The 15,275-nt window shown below is 64.5% G+C and carries 16 protein-coding genes, 1 other RNA gene and 1 riboswitch; of the genes, 10 read left to right on the top strand and 7 right to left on the bottom strand.

Annotated elements, in window-relative coordinates:
- Positions 1 to 6 precede the first annotated feature (6 nt).
- Positions 7 to 269, bottom strand: a riboswitch (cobalamin riboswitch).
- A 219-nt stretch (positions 270 to 488) separates the two neighbouring features.
- The 5 genes from BJG93_RS03535 to BJG93_RS03515 all read left to right on the top strand — a co-directional run bounded on the left by BJG93_RS03535 (position 489) and on the right by BJG93_RS03515 (position 3,001).
- Positions 489 to 848 carry an ATPase gene (locus BJG93_RS03535; RefSeq protein ID WP_027196972.1) on the top strand — a complete coding sequence of 120 codons (360 nt, stop codon included), beginning with the start codon at positions 489 to 491 and terminating at the stop codon, positions 846 to 848.
- On the top strand, positions 845 to 1,159 hold the full coding sequence (locus BJG93_RS03530) for a cell division protein ZapA (RefSeq protein WP_027196971.1): 315 nt from the start codon (positions 845 to 847) through the stop codon (positions 1,157 to 1,159). Before BJG93_RS03535 ends, BJG93_RS03530 begins: the two co-directional genes overlap by 4 nt.
- A gap of 78 nt (positions 1,160 to 1,237) precedes the next feature.
- Positions 1,238 to 1,419: non-coding RNA, 6S RNA (ssrS, locus tag BJG93_RS03525), on the top strand.
- A 141-nt stretch (positions 1,420 to 1,560) separates the two neighbouring features.
- Positions 1,561 to 2,019: an EVE domain-containing protein gene (locus tag BJG93_RS03520; RefSeq protein ID WP_027196970.1), complete on the top strand. Its 459-nt coding sequence runs from the start codon at positions 1,561 to 1,563 to the stop codon at positions 2,017 to 2,019.
- A gap of 256 nt (positions 2,020 to 2,275) precedes the next feature.
- Positions 2,276 to 3,001, top strand: a complete 726-nt coding sequence (locus BJG93_RS03515; protein WP_027196969.1) for an SIMPL domain-containing protein — start codon at positions 2,276 to 2,278, stop codon at positions 2,999 to 3,001.
- Positions 3,002 to 3,100: 99 nt separating this feature from the next.
- On the opposite strand, the gene lgt is transcribed toward BJG93_RS03515, so the two are convergent.
- Positions 3,101 to 4,006 carry a prolipoprotein diacylglyceryl transferase gene (lgt, locus tag BJG93_RS03510; protein ID WP_027196968.1) on the bottom strand — a complete coding sequence of 302 codons (906 nt, stop codon included), beginning with the start codon at positions 4,004 to 4,006 and terminating at the stop codon, positions 3,101 to 3,103.
- A 47-nt stretch (positions 4,007 to 4,053) separates the two neighbouring features.
- Positions 4,054 to 5,028 carry a LysR family transcriptional regulator gene (locus tag BJG93_RS03505; RefSeq protein WP_027196967.1) on the bottom strand — a complete coding sequence of 325 codons (975 nt, stop codon included), beginning with the start codon at positions 5,026 to 5,028 and terminating at the stop codon, positions 4,054 to 4,056.
- A gap of 159 nt (positions 5,029 to 5,187) precedes the next feature.
- On the opposite strand from BJG93_RS03505, the gene ilvD reads away from it, so the two are divergent.
- On the top strand, positions 5,188 to 6,861 hold the full coding sequence (gene ilvD, locus BJG93_RS03500; RefSeq protein WP_027196966.1) for a dihydroxy-acid dehydratase: 1,674 nt from the start codon (positions 5,188 to 5,190) through the stop codon (positions 6,859 to 6,861).
- Between the two features lie 152 nt (positions 6,862 to 7,013).
- On the top strand, positions 7,014 to 7,352 hold the full coding sequence (locus tag BJG93_RS03495) for a c-type cytochrome (RefSeq protein ID WP_027196965.1): 339 nt from the start codon (positions 7,014 to 7,016) through the stop codon (positions 7,350 to 7,352).
- 23 nt (positions 7,353 to 7,375) lie between these two features.
- Here BJG93_RS03495 and BJG93_RS03490 read toward each other — a convergent pair whose 3' ends face one another.
- The 3 genes from BJG93_RS03490 to BJG93_RS03480 form a co-directional block, all read right to left on the bottom strand.
- Positions 7,376 to 8,194 (bottom strand): DUF2486 family protein, encoded by an 819-nt coding sequence (locus BJG93_RS03490; protein WP_027196964.1) that lies wholly within the window; start codon positions 8,192 to 8,194, stop codon positions 7,376 to 7,378.
- A 78-nt stretch (positions 8,195 to 8,272) separates the two neighbouring features.
- Entirely contained in the window at positions 8,273 to 8,689 is a 417-nt protein-coding gene (locus tag BJG93_RS03485; protein ID WP_027196963.1) for a DNA polymerase III subunit chi, read from the bottom strand.
- Positions 8,690 to 8,765: 76 nt separating this feature from the next.
- A complete protein-coding gene (locus BJG93_RS03480; protein WP_027196962.1) occupies positions 8,766 to 10,277 on the bottom strand; it encodes a leucyl aminopeptidase in 1,512 nt (503 codons plus the stop codon).
- A 137-nt stretch (positions 10,278 to 10,414) separates the two neighbouring features.
- Between BJG93_RS03480 and lptF the strand changes: the two genes are divergently transcribed.
- The 3 genes from lptF to BJG93_RS03465 are packed head-to-tail and all read left to right on the top strand — an operon-like array spanning position 10,415 to position 13,083.
- The gene (gene lptF / locus BJG93_RS03475) at positions 10,415 to 11,512 is read left to right on the top strand and encodes an LPS export ABC transporter permease LptF (RefSeq protein ID WP_027196961.1); all 1,098 of its coding nucleotides are present in this window, start codon (positions 10,415 to 10,417) and stop codon (positions 11,510 to 11,512) included.
- Positions 11,513 to 11,515: 3 nt separating this feature from the next.
- Positions 11,516 to 12,664: an LPS export ABC transporter permease LptG gene (gene lptG / locus BJG93_RS03470; protein ID WP_027196960.1), complete on the top strand. Its 1,149-nt coding sequence runs from the start codon at positions 11,516 to 11,518 to the stop codon at positions 12,662 to 12,664.
- A 38-nt stretch (positions 12,665 to 12,702) separates the two neighbouring features.
- Entirely contained in the window at positions 12,703 to 13,083 is a 381-nt protein-coding gene (locus BJG93_RS03465; protein WP_027196959.1) for a sirohydrochlorin chelatase, read from the top strand.
- A gap of 57 nt (positions 13,084 to 13,140) precedes the next feature.
- Here the strand turns inward: BJG93_RS03465 and cobA are convergent, their stop codons facing one another.
- Both cobA and BJG93_RS03455 read right to left on the bottom strand, forming a co-directional pair.
- Positions 13,141 to 13,896 (bottom strand): uroporphyrinogen-III C-methyltransferase, encoded by a 756-nt coding sequence (cobA, locus tag BJG93_RS03460; RefSeq protein WP_027196958.1) that lies wholly within the window; start codon positions 13,894 to 13,896, stop codon positions 13,141 to 13,143.
- A gap of 40 nt (positions 13,897 to 13,936) precedes the next feature.
- Entirely contained in the window at positions 13,937 to 15,253 is a 1,317-nt protein-coding gene (locus BJG93_RS03455) for a sulfate adenylyltransferase subunit 1 (RefSeq protein ID WP_027196957.1), read from the bottom strand.
- Positions 15,254 to 15,275: the final 22 nt, after the last annotated feature.

The following is a 15,275-nucleotide window of genomic DNA, read 5'->3' as shown; positions in this document are numbered from 1 at the left end:
TGGCGGGGACGTCTCTCTTTTCTGGCCGGTATCCGGGCTACGACACATCGATCCCGCCTTCCCACGCGTGACGCGCAGTGGCACACTCGCACGTTGAACTTCCAAGCTTGCGATCAGGACCGACCTGCATGAGCATTCACATGCGGTCGCTTACCGTTGCGGGGGCAGCGCAGGTTCGCGCATCCGGTTTGGCACCGCGCGCGCCCTGCTTCCCGTTTAACTGCGCGCGCCGAAAAGCGCGCGCGGGCACCAGAGTGCGGAAGTTTAGGAGCGGCCTCGCAGGGCGTCAAGAAAGGTCAATCGGCGCGCAATCGGTTCTGTTCAATGCAGGTTATTGTCCGATGGATTGCCGGTTGTTTATCTTATGTTCGACGACACGACACGTAACGAACGTGCACGAAGCGATGCTGTTACGTCTCGAAACGAGACAATTGTCGGAGCCTGTAATATTCCGCGCTAAAATGCGATGTCTTTAGAGGACGCAGCACATGCTCACCGAACTCGAATCACTCTCCCAAAACATCGGCAAGCTGATTGCGATCAGCCAGCGCCACAACGAAGCGCGGCTCGCGCTCGAAGAACAGCTCGCGCAAACCCGTGCCGAGGTACAAGCCACGCATGCTGAGCTCGCGCATTTGCGCGAGGAGCGCGACGCACTCCAGGCCGAACGCGACGCGCTGTCCGCCAAGATCGACGACGCTCAGGTGCGCCTTAATGCGATCCTCGAAAAATTGCCGCGCGCCCGCGCGAGCAGCGAACCCGATAACCAGCTCGATCTGCTCGAGCCCGCTCAGCCCGAACATGAGGAAGCGGAAAGCGACGTGAGCCGACACGGAGAAAGCGCATGACCACCAAGCAGATCGAGGTATCGATTCTCGAAGTACCCTATCGTCTCGCCTGTTCGCCGGAAACGGAGGGCGCGCTGCTCGAGGCGGTCGCGCGCGTCGACGCGGAGATGAAGAAAATCCGCGGTAGCAGCAACGTGCGCGGCACCGATCGGATCGCCGTGATGGCTGCGCTGTCGCTGGCATCGGAACTGCTTAAGCTGCAAAGCAGCGTGCGGCACGGAGAAGCATTTCCTGCTGAAGAAATCCGGCGTACAATGAAGCAAATGAACGAACAGCTAGGTACTGTGATCGAGCAGTACAGCTTGCAGTAAGCAGTAGCGGGTTGAGTAGCGGGCCGGTTTGGAACCGGTCGCGAGTTCAAAAGTATGTGTTGTAGCTTCATCGGTTTAGCTTCCCTGCCTGGTTCGCCAAGGTCATACATTCCTTGAACCAATGCCATGTGCACGGTTGCGGAAATTTGTAGCACGGGCGTGCGCGTCACTCTGTCTGATGTACCCGAAGTGTTGCTAACTGCGACCAATTCTGAACCCTCGGTTCAGGATGCCGGCCTAGCGGCTAAGGCGGGGACCTTATCTGGAACGGCGTCGGACTTCGGTTCGATGCCGTTTTTCTTTGGTCGTCGTTTTTTCGTTTGAGCGCCTTTTTCAGGGGCTTTTTCGCACGCGCCTGCTGTTGATGCGCGTCGTTCAATCTGACACGTTGACTCCGATTCATGCGCTATTGGCTAATGAAGTCCGAACCGGACGAAGCAAGCATCGACGACCTCGCCAACGCACCGCGTCGCACCTTGCCGTGGACCGGCGTGCGCAACTATCAGGCGCGCAACTTCATGCGCGACGTGATGCAGGTCGGCGACGGCGTGCTTTTCTATCATTCGAGCTGTGCGGAGCCCGGCATCGCGGGCATCGCGGAAGTTTCGTCGACCGCGTATCCGGACCCGACCCAGTTCGATAAGAAGAGTCCGTACTACGACGCCAAATCGTCGCCGGAAACGCCGCGCTGGATGCTCGTCGACGTCGTGTTCAAGAAGAAGATCGCGCTGATTCCACTTGCCGCGCTGCGTGAACATGCCGAATTGCAAGACATGCGCGTGCTCGCCAAAGGCAACCGTCTGTCCATCACGCCGGTCACCGATGCCGAATGGCGCTTCATCACTAAACAGCTCGTTTAAAGGCGAGCTCGCAGCGCGCCAACGCTCGCGATGTCGCGCGGGTCATCATGACAGTCCGGCGGCGAAACACTAATTGGGGAACCAAGCCCCGCTAAAGCGTGCCTAATCGCTCGACGAAAGCGCGGGCTCAGCCCGACCGCTCGACGGCCCCCGAACGCCCATCGCCAGCGCATCCGTCAAACCGCGCGCCACCGTCGCGCCGCCACGCGGTACTCGCGTCGAACGTGCACAACCAGTTCAAATCAGGAGTCCGGCTATGACGAAAAAAACCGCACGCGCCCTCGCACTCGCGCTCGCCGTTGGCGCGCCTGTGGCACTGGCACTGAACCCGGCGCCCGCGCGCGCGCAGAGCATGATGCAGCAGCCGTCGGGTGTGCTGTCGCTGAATGCGCAGGCGAGCGCGGAAATCCCGCAGGACGAAGTCGAAATCACGCTGTTCTACGAGCAGGAAGCGAGCGAGCCCTCGTCGTTGACATCGACGCTGAACCAACGCGCCGACGCGGCATTGCAAAAAGCGCGCGGCGTGAGCGGCGTGACCGCGCGCTCGGGCGCGTTTTCGATCTTTCCGTCGACGGACCGCGACGGACGCATCTCGACGTGGCGCGGCCGTACCGAAGTCGTGCTCGAATCGCGCGACTTCGCCGCGGCATCGAAGCTCGCGGGGCAGATGGCATCGATCATGCAGGTGGGCAACGTGCGTTTCTCGCTGTCGCCAGAAGCGCAGCGCGCGGCCGAGCAGCGGCTCACCGGCGAGGCGATCAAATCGTTTCGCGAGCAGGCCGCGTCGTCCTCGCAAGCGTTCGGCTTTAGCGGCTATTCGATCCGCGAGGTCAACGTGAACCACAGCGGCGTGATGCCGCGTCCGATGATGATGATGAGCGCGCGCGCAATGGGCGCCGACGCGAAGACCTCGCCGCTGTCGCTCGAAGGCGGCACCTCGACTGTAAGCGTCAACGTCTCGGGGTCGGTGCAGATGAAGTGACGCGCAAGCGCGAACGCAAGCTCAAATGCAAACGCCACGGCATCTGTCGATGCCGTGGCGTTTTTTCATGCAGCGCTTGCTACGCTAGTTGAGCGCGGCTCAGTTCGCGCCAACCGCCTGGGCCGGTTCGCGCCGCCCGCGGCGATACGCCCACACCATCAGGCCAATGCCCGCGAGGATCATCGGCAGCGACAGCCATTGACCCATCGACAGCCCCATTGCGAGCAAGCCGAGGAAATCGTCCGGCTCGCGCGCGAATTCGACCGTGAAGCGGGCGAGGCCGTAGCCGATCAGGAACATCGCGGAGATGGCGCCGAGCGGCTTGGGCTTGCGCGAGAAGAAGATCAGCACGAAGAACAGCGCCACCCCTTCGAGCGCGATCTCGTACAGTTCCGACGGATGCCGCGGCAGCAGGTGATATTGCGCGAACACTTCGTTCAGATGCCACTGCGCGGCCAGTTGCGGATGCGCGGCGAGCCACGCGGCGTCGTCGGGCGCGGCGCCGGGAAACAGCATTGCCCACGGCGCGGACGGCTCGGTCACGCGGCCCCACAGCTCGCCGTTGATGAAGTTGCCGAGGCGCCCCGCCGCGAGGCCCGTGGGCACCATCGGCGCGACGAAGTCGGTGACTTGCAGCCACGAGCGCTTGCGCTGATACGCGAACAGCATCATCGCGATCGTCACGCCGAGAAAGCCGCCGTGAAACGACATGCCGCCTTCCCACACCTTGAAGATGTCGAGTGGATGCGCGAAATAAAAGCTCGCCTTGTAGAACAGCACATAGCCGAGCCGGCCGCCGAGGATCGTGCCCAACACGCCGTAGAACAGCATGTCGTCGATATCCTTGGCGGTCCAGCCTTGCGCGGCGACGTACGGCAGACGCAGACGCAGCCGGGCGACGACGATCGCCGCGACGAACGCGACGAGGTACATCAAGCCGTACCAGCGCACGGCGAGCGGCCCCAGATGAATGGCGACGGGGTCGAAATTGGGGTGAATGAGCATCGTGTAGTTATGGGCAGGTCAGGTTCGGAAGCAGTTCTTACAGCGGATTACGCGCGAGGCGCCACGCTCGCCGCATGCGCGCGCACGATATCGATGAAGCCCGCCAGCACCGGACTGACCTCGTCGGTGCGCCAGACGAGGCCCGTCTCGATCGCGGGCACCGACTCGGACAGCGGCCGGTATACGACGCCAGTGCGGCGCAGGTTACGCAACGATTGCGGCACCAGTGCGACGCCCATGCCGGCCGACACGAGACTCACGATGGTCTGCATCTGGATCGCCTCCTGGCCGATCCGCGGTGCAAGCCCCGCGACGCCGTAGCAATCCATAATGATGTCATAAAAGCCTGGCGCGAGACGCCTTGGGAAGATCACGAGCGGCGCGTCGGCGAGATCGCGCAGGCTGACGGGCGTGTCGAGCCATTCGGCGGCGGCGTCTTCATTGCCGTTGGCGTTCATGCCGCCCTGCACCCGCTGCGCCATCTCCGTCGACATCGCGATCACGAGCGGCTCGCGCGCGATCGGCAGCCACGATAGCCGCGCCGCATGCCGCGACGGCAGCGGCGCGATCACCAAACCGGCGTCGATACGCCCGGCGACCAGTTCCTCGACCTGCACGTCGCTGGTTGCCTCGGTCAGCTCGAGCCGCACGCGCGGATGCCGCGCGCCGAAATCGCGCAGCAGCAGCGGCAGCAGGCCGTAATCGGCGGTCGACACGAACGCGAGCGACAGCACGCCCGCCTCGCCACGTGCGAGGCTCTGCGCGAGCGGCCTGAGCCCTTCCGCGCCCGCGAGCAGCCGCTGCACCTCGGGCAGCAGATCGGCACCGACCGCCGTCAACTCGACCGAGCGCTTGGTGCGCGCGAACAGCTCGACGCCGAGCGTCTCCTCGAGCGCGCGGATCGCCTGCGACAGCGGCGGCTGCGTCATCGACAGCCGCGCGGCGGCGCGCCCGAAGTGCTTTTCCTCGGCGACGGTGACGAAATAGCGCAACTGGCGCAGGTCGGGAATCGTCGGCAGCATGATTAATTCATTTTACGACCTAGATAGCCGCGAATAATACACGCCGCGCGACTCACGCAAAACCGCCGGTTTGTATGGTCCGGCGGAACTACACTGAACGGACGCGCGCGCGAACACCACCCCGCGCATTCATCGGAACAGCCAGACCTGGAGCTTCCCATGGCCTATAACCGTCGTTCGAAGAACATCACGCAAGGCATCGCGCGTTCGCCGAATCGCTCGATGTACTACGCGCTCGGCTACCAGAAGGAGGATTTCGACAAACCGATGATCGGCGTCGCCAACGGCCACTCGACGATCACGCCGTGCAACGCCGGCCTGCAGCGTCTGGCCGACGCGGCCGTCACCGCGATCAGGCGCGCCGACGCGAACCCGCAGACCTTCGGCACGCCGACGATCTCGGACGGCATGTCGATGGGGACCGAGGGCATGAAGTACTCGCTCGTATCGCGCGAGGTGATCGCCGACTGCATCGAGACCTGCGTGCAGGGGCAATGGATGGACGGCGTGGTCGTGATCGGCGGCTGCGACAAGAACATGCCGGGCGGCATGATCGGCCTCGCGCGCATGAACGTGCCGGGGATCTACGTGTACGGCGGCACGATCCGTCCGGGTAACTGGAAAGGCACCGATCTGACGATCGTGTCGTCGTTCGAGGCGGTCGGCGAATTCACGGCAGGCCGCATGTCGCAGGAGGATTTCGAGGGCATCGAAAAGAACGCATGTCCGTCGACCGGTTCGTGCGGCGGCATGTACACGGCCAACACGATGAGCTCGTCGTTCGAGGCGCTCGGCATGTCGCTGCTGTATTCGTCGACGATGGCGAACCCCGATCAGGAGAAGGTCGACTCGGCCGCCGAATCGGCACGCGTGCTCGTCGAAGCGGTCAAGCGGGATTTGAAGCCGCGCGACATCATCACGAAGCAGTCCATCGAAAACGCGGTCGCGTTGATCATGGCGACCGGTGGCTCGACCAACGCGGTGCTGCACTATCTGGCGATCGCGCACGCGGCCGAAGTCGAGTGGACCATCGAGGACTTCGAGCGCATGCGCAAGAAAGTGCCGGTGATCTGCAACCTGAAACCGTCGGGCCAGTACGTCGCCACCGATCTGCACAAGGCGGGCGGCATCCCGCAGGTGCTGAAAATCCTGCTCGACGCCGGGCTTCTGCACGGCGACTGCATGACCATCACCGGCAAAACGATAGCCGAGGAACTGAAGGACGTGCCCGGCAAACCGCGCAGCGATCAGCAGGTGATCTTCCCGATCGAGAAGGCACTGTACGCCGAAGGCCACCTCGCGATCCTGAAAGGCAATCTCGCCCCCGACGGCGCGGTCGCCAAGATTACGGGATTGAAGAACCCGGTCATCACGGGTCCCGCGCGCGTATTCGACGACGAGCAAAGCGCGCTGGAGGCGATCCTCGCCGATCGGGTCGTCGCCGGCGACGTCATCGTGCTGCGCTATCTTGGCCCGAAGGGCGGCCCCGGTATGCCGGAAATGCTGGCGCCGACCTCGGCGATCATCGGCAAGGGGCTCGGCGAATCGGTCGGTCTCATCACCGACGGCCGCTTCTCGGGCGGCACCTGGGGAATGGTGGTCGGGCACGTCGCACCGGAAGCGTTCGTCGGCGGTACGATCGCTCTCGTGCAGGAAGGCGATTCGATCACGATCGACGCGCACCAGCTGCTGCTGCAACTGAACGTCGACGACGCCGAGCTGCAGCGCCGTCGCGCCGCATGGCACGCGCCGAAGCCGCGCTACACGCGCGGAGTGATGGCGAAGTATTTCGCGCTGGCGCAGCCGGCGAACCGGGGGGCGGTGACGGGCTGATCACCGTAGGTAGCCGCCGTAGCCCGCGCCAACAACGACGAACCCGCCGACACGCGGCGCAAAAACGCGAGGGGCGCGCGAAAAGCCGGGCGCCCCTTTGCTCCTATAATGCGTGCACCACGAGCCGGGCATCTGCACTGGCGGAGACCATAATGAAATCGATGTCGTACGCAGCCGTCGCAGCCGCTGTTGCGCTTGCCGCCGCATTGAGCGCCGCCAGTCCCGCAGCCTGTGCCGAAGCCGCCGGCCTCGCGCTCGCCCAGCAGAAGAACTGCATGAGCTGCCACTCGGTCACGCGCCCAGTCATGGGCCCAGCGCTGCACGACGTCGCGGCCCGCTATGCGGGACGCGACGGCGCCGCGACCTATCTGAAGCGCAAGATTCTCGATGGCGGCGCCGGCGTATGGGGAACCGTGCCGATGCCCGCGAATACGCAACTGACGCCTGACCAGGCGGCCACGCTGGCGGCCTGGGTACTGACGCTCAAATAAGAACCGCTCGTGTCACCGCGGCGTCAATGCGAGCGCCGCGCAATTTCTTCTTCCACCGCTTCGCGGACCCAGGCGGTCATTTCGGCTTCGAGCGTCTGCGCGACTTCGCGCGTAATCTGACCCGCGAGCAGACTCGCGTGCTGCTGCACCGCATCGCGGCAGCGCGCCTCGATGATGCCGCGCCCGTCGCCCGTCAGAAAACCTTGGAAGCGTGCGTGCAGACGGGCGGCGATCGCGTCGGCGTCGAGTGCGGGTCGAACGGGCGCGACCTCGTGCGCGCCTTCCCGGCCGATATCCGGCGGCACCGTCGCGCCGGCTTCGAGCGGTATGAAGGGCTCCGTACGATCGAACGCGCCGGGCGACAGCTCCACCACGCCCTCATGCAAATCATCATGCGCATGTCGCCCATGAATGCCGTGATGCGGCCGTGCGTGTTTTCTCGGGTGCGTGTGATCGGCCACGTGCGGCTCATGAAGCTCGGTCTGCGCGAGCGGCACATGCTCAGCCGCATGCGCGGCTTCTCCACTCGGCAGCGGCTGCGGCGCGAACACGGGCTCCGGCGAACTCAGCTGCTCGGGTGTGGGCACCGGCTGGGGCGCGAGTACGGGTTCGGGCGCCAGCATGGGTTCGGCTTGATGCGCGGGCGGCGGCGCGAACGCGGGCTCCGTGCGCGAACCAGGCTCGCGCGCCGCCGGTTGCGCGGCGGATGGGGTTGCGGGCTCGGCGCCGGGCTGCGGTGCAGGCGCGGCGGCATCGGCCGACGTTTCGCGCGTCTCGCGCGTGCGGCCCGGCACGAGGATCTCGTTCAGGACCGGAATCGGATTGTCGTGGGGATCGGACACGTGCGCTCTCCGTGTTTGAGTCGAAGCGAAAGCAGGCGGTCCGCGTGCGGAGTTCTGTGCGGCGATGACGCGCCAGAACTAGCCGCCCTGCTTGTAGTTGTTCAAAGCATAGCCGCGATCGCGATAGAAGCGATAGCGCTCGCGGCCCGCGGCGAGTTCCTCGTGTGCGTTACCGACCACTTCGAGCAATCTTTCGAAGCGCGCGAACTGCGCCGGCACCGTTGCGCCCAGATTGAGCAGCACCTGATGATGCGGCACGTCGTCGAGATTCGTGGCCAGCACGACGGGCGTGTCGGCGGCAAGCGGCGTGCCTGCCATGCAGTGCGGCACGAAGTCGAGGGGTGAGAAGGTCCAGAGCATTTCGTCGAAGGCGCGCAGGCGCGCGGGCTCGGCCAGCACGACCAGCGGCTGGCCGGCCAGATATGCTTTGCGCGCGAGGCGGCACGCGTACAGCAGCGAATCGCCGACGTTCGAGTGAAAGTCGATTCTCGTCATTGGCCGCTCCGCCCCGCTTGCCGCCCTGCTTGCCGCCCCACTTGCCGCGCGCCGTGCGCGCGCTTACCGCATCGCGTCATTGCCCGGCACGGTCGATCAGGAACTGCGCGAGCAACGGCACGGGACGGCCCGTCGCACCCTTGGCCGCGCCGCTCTTCCACGCGGTACCCGCGATGTCGAGGTGCGCCCACGGGTACGAATCCGTGAAACGCGACAGGAAGCATGCGGCCGTCACGCTGCCCGCCGGCCGGCCGCCGATGTTCGCGACGTCCGCGAAGTTCGACTTCAGCTGATCCTGGTACTCGTCGTCGAGCGGCAGACGCCATGCCGGGTCGGCCGCTTCACGCGACGCGTCGAGCAGCTCGCCCGCGAGCGCGTCGTTCTTCGAGAACAGGCCGCTGTTGTGATGGCCGAGCGCGATGATGCAGGCGCCCGTCAGCGTCGCGATGTCGATGACCGCGGCCGGCTTGAAGCGCTCCGCGTAGGTGAGCGCGTCGCACAGAATCAGGCGGCCCTCGGCGTCGGTGTTCAGCACCTCGATCGTGATGCCCTTCATGCTCGTGACGATGTCGCCCGGCTTGGTGGCCGTGCCCGACGGCATGTTCTCGACGGCCGGGATGATGCCGACCACGTTGATCTTCAGGCCCATCTCGGCGACCGCGCGCAGCGTGCCGAGCACCGAGCCCGCGCCGCACATGTCGTACTTCATCTCGTCCATGCCCTCGCCCGGCTTCAGCGAGATGCCGCCCGTGTCGAACGTGACGCCCTTGCCGACCAGCACGACCGGCGCGGCCTTCGCGGCGCCGCCCTGATACTGCAGCACGATGAACTGCGCCGGCTCGACCGCGCCCGCGGTGACCGACAGGAACGAGCCCATCTTCAGCGCTTCACACTGCTTTTCGCCGAGCACTTCGACTTTCAGCTTCCAGTCTTTCGCGAGCTTCTTCGCGGTGTTCGCGAGATAGGTCGGCGTGCAGACGTTGCTCGGCAGGTTGCCGAGGTCGCGCGTCAGGTCCATGCCGTTCGCGAGCGCCGCGCCCTGCTTCGCGGCGAGCTTGGCGGCCTTCTCGTCGCCGGTGTTGATGCTGAACACGACGCGCTTCAACGCACGTGGCGTGTTGTCCGCCTTGCCCTTCATCTGCGTGAAGCGGTAGGTCAGCTCGCGCAGCGCGAGGATGGCGGCGCGCACGCACCAGTCGGAGCCGCGCTCGAGCACCGGCAGTTGCGCGAGCGTGAAGGTGACCTGCACGATCTTCGTGCCGAGCAGCGCCCGCCACGCGGCGCGGAGCGCCTCGCCGTAGGCTTTCTGGCTGAAAGCGTCCTGCTTGCCGAGGCCGACGAGCAGCACGCGCGACGCGCCGATGCCTTGGACTTCGTGCAGAAACAGCGTGGTACCGGCCTTGCCGTCCATGTCGCCCGCCTTGATGATGCGCGTGAGCAGGCCCTTGGTGGCCGCGTCGATCTCCAGCGCGGCGCCCGACAGCGTCTGCGACTCGAACACGCCAATCACGATGCAATCGGATTTCCCGGTCAGGAAACCGTTCGTCGAGCCTTTGGTCCAATCACAGGCTTTTATGCTAAAGTCCATCGCGCTTGTCCTCGGATAAAGTCTGGGCTTAGGATGAAAGCCGCAATTATCCGCTATTTTTCCCGCGGCGGCTGCACCGGAGGCGTGACGGGAACGAACCCGCGCGTCGCCGTGAGCGCCCCCTCTCGTCATCAATAATGATCTTTGAACGCTCCCTCCAGCGCGAACTCGCGTACACGGCTGGCGCCGTGTTCATGGTTCTCCTCACGCTCGTGCTGACGACGATGATGATCCGCATCGTCGGCTTCGCGGCCTCGGGTGAAATCGACCCGCGCGACGTGCTGGTCCTGATCGGTCTCACCGTGATCGGCTATCTGGCCATCATGCTCGTCGCGACGCTGTTCGTGTCGATCCTGTTCGTGCTCACACGCTGGTATAAAGACTCCGAGATGGTCGTGTGGCTGTCCTCGGGCGTGAGTCTCACGCGATTCATCAAGCCGATCGGTATTTTCGCCACGCCGATCATCATTCTGATCATGTTCTTCGTATTCGTCGGCTGGCCGTGGTCGAACCAGCAGAGCAAGCTGATCCGCGCGCGCTTCCAGCAGCGCGACGAAGTCTCGCTGCTCGCGCCGGGGCAGTTCCGCGAATCGCCGACCACGCATCGCGTATTCTTTATCGAGAAGATGTCGCCCGACCAGGGGCATGTCGAGAACGTGTTCGTGACGAGCACCGAGGGCGGCAAGGTCAACGTGGTGGTGTCGAAGAACGGCCACATCGAGACGCACAAGAACGGCGACCGTTTCGTCGTGCTGGAAAACGGCCGCCGCTACGACGGCGAGCCGGGCCACCCCGATTTCCGCATCATGGAGTTCGAGCGCTACGGCGTGAAGATCCAGAGCCAGCCGGTGGTCAATACGCCGACCACCACAGGCTTGCCGACGCTCACGCTGCTGCGCAATCCCACTAAAGAGAACCTCGCCGAGTTCGCATGGCGCGCGGGTCTTCCGTTGATCGCGATCAACCTGATGCTGCTGGCGATTCCGCTCGCGCACCAGAACCCGCGGCGCAGCCGCACCATCAACCTCGTGATGGCCGTGTTGATCTACCTCACGTATTCGAATCTGCTGAACGTCGTGCAGGCATGGATCGAGCAGGGCAAGATGTCGTTCGGCGTCGGACTCGTGATCCTGCACGTGATCGTGCTTGGGATCGTCGCGTTCATCTTCTGGCTGCGCGTGCGCAACCGGCCGCTGTTCACGCGCGCCATGTTCAGCCGTTCGCAGGGAGCCTGACCGATGCGCATATATGAAAGGTATTTCGCGCGTCAGATCTATCTCACGTTCGTATTCATCCTGTTTGCATTTTCAGGTCTGTTCTTTTTCTTCGACCTGATCAATGAACTGAACTCGGTCGGCCACGGCAACTACAAGTTTCAGTACGCGGTGCTGCGTGTCGCGCTGCAAACGCCGTCGCGTTTCTATGAAATCATTCCGGTCGCGGCGCTGATCAGCGCGATTTACGTGTTCGCGCAGATGGCGGCGAACTCCGAATACACGATCTTTCGCGTGTCGGGCCTCGCCACCAACCGGGCGCTGCGCTCGCTGCTGAAGATCGGTATTCCGCTCGTCATCCTCACCTATCTGATCGGCGAAGTGGTGGGCCCGTACACGGATCAGCTGTCCGAGCGCGTGCGGCTCGAGGCGCTCGGCTCGTCGGTGTCGAGCAACTTCCAGTCGGGCGTATGGGTCAAGGACACGCTGACCGAGCGCGCCGACGGCGAGCAGGTCACGCGCTTCGTCAACGTCGGCGAGCTGAAGCCCGACGCGACGATCAGCAACGTGCGCATCTACGAGTTCGATTCGAAGTTCCGCCTGTCGAACGTGCGCATCGCGCAAAGCGGCCATTATCAGCCGCCGGGCCACTGGCTGCTGACCGGCGTGACCGACACGCAACTGCTCGACGTCGCCCCGGCTCCCGGCACGCCGGCCGATGCGCTCAATCCGGTCTATCGCGCGAAGCAGGTCACGCTGCCCGAGTATTCGCTGCGCTCCGAACTGACACCGCAAATCCTCTCGGTGCTGCTGGTGTCGCCGGACCGGATGTCGATGTTCAATCTGTTCCGCTATATCCAGCATCTGACCGAAAACCATCAGGACACGCAGCGCTATGAAATCGCGCTGTGGCGCAAGCTGCTGTATCCGTTCGCGGTGTTCGTGATGCTGGTGCTGTCGCTGCCGTTCGCGTATCTGCATACGCGCGCGGGTGTGGTCGGCATGAAGGTGTTCGGCGGCATCATGCTCGGCATGAGCTTCCAACTGTTCAATACGCTGTTCTCGCATATCGGCACACTCAACACGTGGCCCGCGCCGTTGACCGCCGCGACGCCGGGGCTCGTCTACCTGGTGCTGGGACTCGTCGGGTTGAAGTGGGTCGACCGGCACTAACGCCAGTGCGTTGAAAGGCATCGTCAGGAGCTGACGCGATGGCTATGCATGGACTGATTCTGTTTGGTCACGGCGCGCGCGATGCGCGCTGGCGCGAGCCGTTCGAGCGGCTCGCTAACAAGCTGCGCGCCGCACGCGCGGCGACGGGCGAAGCTCAGGCGGTGACGCTCGCCTTTCTCGAACTGATGGATCCCAATCTGCCGGCGGCCGTCGCCCAACTCGTCACGCAAGGTTGCGATGCGATTACCGTGGTGCCGGTGTTCTTCGGGCAAGGCGGACATGTCCGCGAGGACTTGCCCACGATCGTCGATCAATGCCGCGCCGCGAATCCCGGTATCGAGATTCGCTGCGCGGTGGCGGTCGGTGAAGATGATTCGGTGCTGGATGCGCTCGCGCAGTATTGCTTGCGGCAGATCTGATTGTTTTCGTTCCGGTTGGCTCATTGGCCGCTGGCAAGCCGGCCCTGCCGGGAAACGTCACGCCGCGACCCGCATCCCATTCGACGAGCACTTCGCGTCGCTCTGCCGCTGCGCGAATGCGTCGCCGATCATCAACAGACTCGGCTGCGACGCATCGACCCAGCGCTGCGCTTCGCCGGCCGCAAGATCTTCCAGTGTCAGCGTCAGCATGCGTTCGCGCGGCGTGCTGCACGCCTCGACGATCGCGACGGGCGTCGTCGCGGGCTTGCCGGCATCGATCAGTTGCTGCGCGATTTCGACGCCGCTGTCGCGCCCCATGTAGAACACTAGCGAATCGGCGTTGACCTGCTCGCGGATCTCATCGGAACCGGCCGCACGGCTGAACGTCGCGAGCGCGACGCTGCGCGACACGCCGCGCAGCGTCAGCGAACGCTTCAGCGTTGCGGCGCTCGCCAGCGCGGCGGTGATGCCCGGCACGACCTCATACTCGATGCCCGCGGCTTCGAGCGCGCGCATCTCTTCGTCGGCGCGGCCGAACAACATCGGATCGCCGCCCTTCAAACGCACGACCACGTCGTGCTCCAAAGCCGCATCGACGATCTGCTTGTTGATGAACTGCTGGGCCGTCGATAGCTGGCCGCAGCGCTTGCCGACCGCAATGCGCTTCGCGCGCGCGGGCGCGTAGTCGAGCATTGCCGGCTCGACCAGCGCGTCGTGCAGCACGACGTCGGCGGCACCGAGCAGCCGCGCGCCGCGCACCGTAATCAGGTCCGCGGCACCGGGTCCCGCGCCGATCAGATAAACCTTACCCATGAGCATCAACCTGTTCGTTGGAGCGACGCTTACGCCGTGCTCAGGCGGAAAACGCGCGGATCATGCCAGCCGCGACCGTGTGGTTCGTCGCCTCGTCGATCAGCACGAACGCACCGGTGCCCTGATGCGAGTCATACGCGTCGCATACGAGGGGCTTCTGCAGAGTGAGTGCGACACGGCCGATGTCGTTCATCGCCAGTTCCTTGCGATCGGTCGCCTGCGACAGCGTATGCACGTCGAGCACTTCCCTGATCGCGCCGATCTTGGCGAACACCGTGCTGGTGGTCTGCTTGAGCAGATACTTGCGCTGCGTCGACAGCGGCGTGTCGTCGAACCAGCACAGGTCCGCCTCGAGCTTCTTCGCCGGCTCCGGCGCCGTTTCGCGCAGCACGAAGGTGTCGCCGCGCGACACGTCGACGTCTTGCGCGAGACGGATCGTTACCGTCTGACCGGCGAACGCGCGGTCCACCTGCGCGGTGCCGCCGACCACCGGCGCGATGATCTCGGCCACGGTCGCTTCGCGATTGGCCGGCAGCACGACGATCGTGTCGCCGAGCTTCACTTCGCCCGATTCGACTCGGCCCATGTAGCCGCGGAAATCATCCGCCTGGCTGCCGTCCTGACGCGCGACCCACTGCACCGGGAAGCGCAGCGCCTCGCCGCTCGCGGTTTCGACCGGCAGCGCTTCGAGCAGGTCGAGCAGCGGCTCGCCCGCGTACCACGGCATGCGCTCGCTCGCGGTGACGATGTTGTCGCCCTTCAGGGCCGACACCGGCACGAAGCGCACGTCCTGCAGACCGAGGTGACGCGCGAGCTCGACGTACGCGTCGCGGATCTCGTTGAAGCGCGCTTCGCTGTAGTCGACGAGGTCCATCTTGTTGATCGCGACGATCACGTGTTGCAGACCGAGCAGCTTGACGATCGCGCTATGACGCTTGGTTTGCGGCAGCAGTTGCGCGACGCCGTGTTCGAACGTCACGCGCGTCGCGTCGACGAGGATGATCGCGGCGTGCGCGGTCGACGCACCCGTCACCATGTTGCGCGTGTACTGCTCATGGCCAGGCGTATCGGCGATGATGAACTTACGCTTGGCAGTCGCGAAGTACCGGTACGCGACGTCGATCGTGATGCCCTGCTCGCGCTCTGCTTCGAGGCCGTCGGTCAGCAGCGACAGATCGATTTCGTCGCCGACGGTGCGCTTGTTCTTCGCGCGCGACAGCGCCGAGAGCTGGTCGCTCAATACGGCCTTGCTGTCGTACAGCAGGCGGCCGATCAGCGTGCTCTTGCCGTCGTCGACGCTGCCCGCGGTGATGAAACGCAGCACGCCGAGGTCTTCTGGTTGATGAACACTGCTCATGGTTGCTTTACCTTCGTCGTGT

Source organism: Paraburkholderia sprentiae WSM5005, assembly GCF_001865575.2.
GTDB classification, from domain to species: Bacteria; Pseudomonadota; Gammaproteobacteria; order Burkholderiales; family Burkholderiaceae; genus Paraburkholderia; species Paraburkholderia sprentiae.
This window is presented reverse-complemented; position numbering and strand designations above follow the sequence as displayed.

Excerpts from the sequence above, each read along its gene's own strand:
- lgt (WP_027196968.1), bottom strand. The coding sequence starts at position 4,006 with ATGCTCATTCACCCCAATTTCGACCCCGTCGCCATTCATCTGGGGCCG.
- BJG93_RS03535 (WP_027196972.1), top strand. The coding sequence starts at position 489 with ATGCTCACCGAACTCGAATCACTCTCCCAAAACATCGGCAAGCTGATT.
- lptF (WP_027196961.1), top strand. The coding sequence starts at position 10,415 with ATGATCTTTGAACGCTCCCTCCAGCGCGAACTCGCGTACACGGCTGGC.
- ilvD (WP_027196966.1), top strand. The coding sequence starts at position 5,188 with ATGGCCTATAACCGTCGTTCGAAGAACATCACGCAAGGCATCGCGCGT.
- BJG93_RS03520 (WP_027196970.1), top strand. The coding sequence starts at position 1,561 with ATGCGCTATTGGCTAATGAAGTCCGAACCGGACGAAGCAAGCATCGAC.
- BJG93_RS03505 (WP_027196967.1), bottom strand. The coding sequence starts at position 5,028 with ATGCTGCCGACGATTCCCGACCTGCGCCAGTTGCGCTATTTCGTCACC.
- BJG93_RS03480 (WP_027196962.1), bottom strand. The coding sequence starts at position 10,277 with ATGGACTTTAGCATAAAAGCCTGTGATTGGACCAAAGGCTCGACGAAC.
- BJG93_RS03530 (WP_027196971.1), top strand. The coding sequence starts at position 845 with ATGACCACCAAGCAGATCGAGGTATCGATTCTCGAAGTACCCTATCGT.
- BJG93_RS03495 (WP_027196965.1), top strand. The coding sequence starts at position 7,014 with ATGAAATCGATGTCGTACGCAGCCGTCGCAGCCGCTGTTGCGCTTGCC.
- BJG93_RS03465 (WP_027196959.1), top strand. The coding sequence starts at position 12,703 with ATGGCTATGCATGGACTGATTCTGTTTGGTCACGGCGCGCGCGATGCG.
- BJG93_RS03515 (WP_027196969.1), top strand. The coding sequence starts at position 2,276 with ATGACGAAAAAAACCGCACGCGCCCTCGCACTCGCGCTCGCCGTTGGC.
- cobA (WP_027196958.1), bottom strand. The coding sequence starts at position 13,896 with ATGGGTAAGGTTTATCTGATCGGCGCGGGACCCGGTGCCGCGGACCTG.
- BJG93_RS03485 (WP_027196963.1), bottom strand. The coding sequence starts at position 8,689 with ATGACGAGAATCGACTTTCACTCGAACGTCGGCGATTCGCTGCTGTAC.
- BJG93_RS03455 (WP_027196957.1), bottom strand. The coding sequence starts at position 15,253 with ATGAGCAGTGTTCATCAACCAGAAGACCTCGGCGTGCTGCGTTTCATC.
- lptG (WP_027196960.1), top strand. The coding sequence starts at position 11,516 with ATGCGCATATATGAAAGGTATTTCGCGCGTCAGATCTATCTCACGTTC.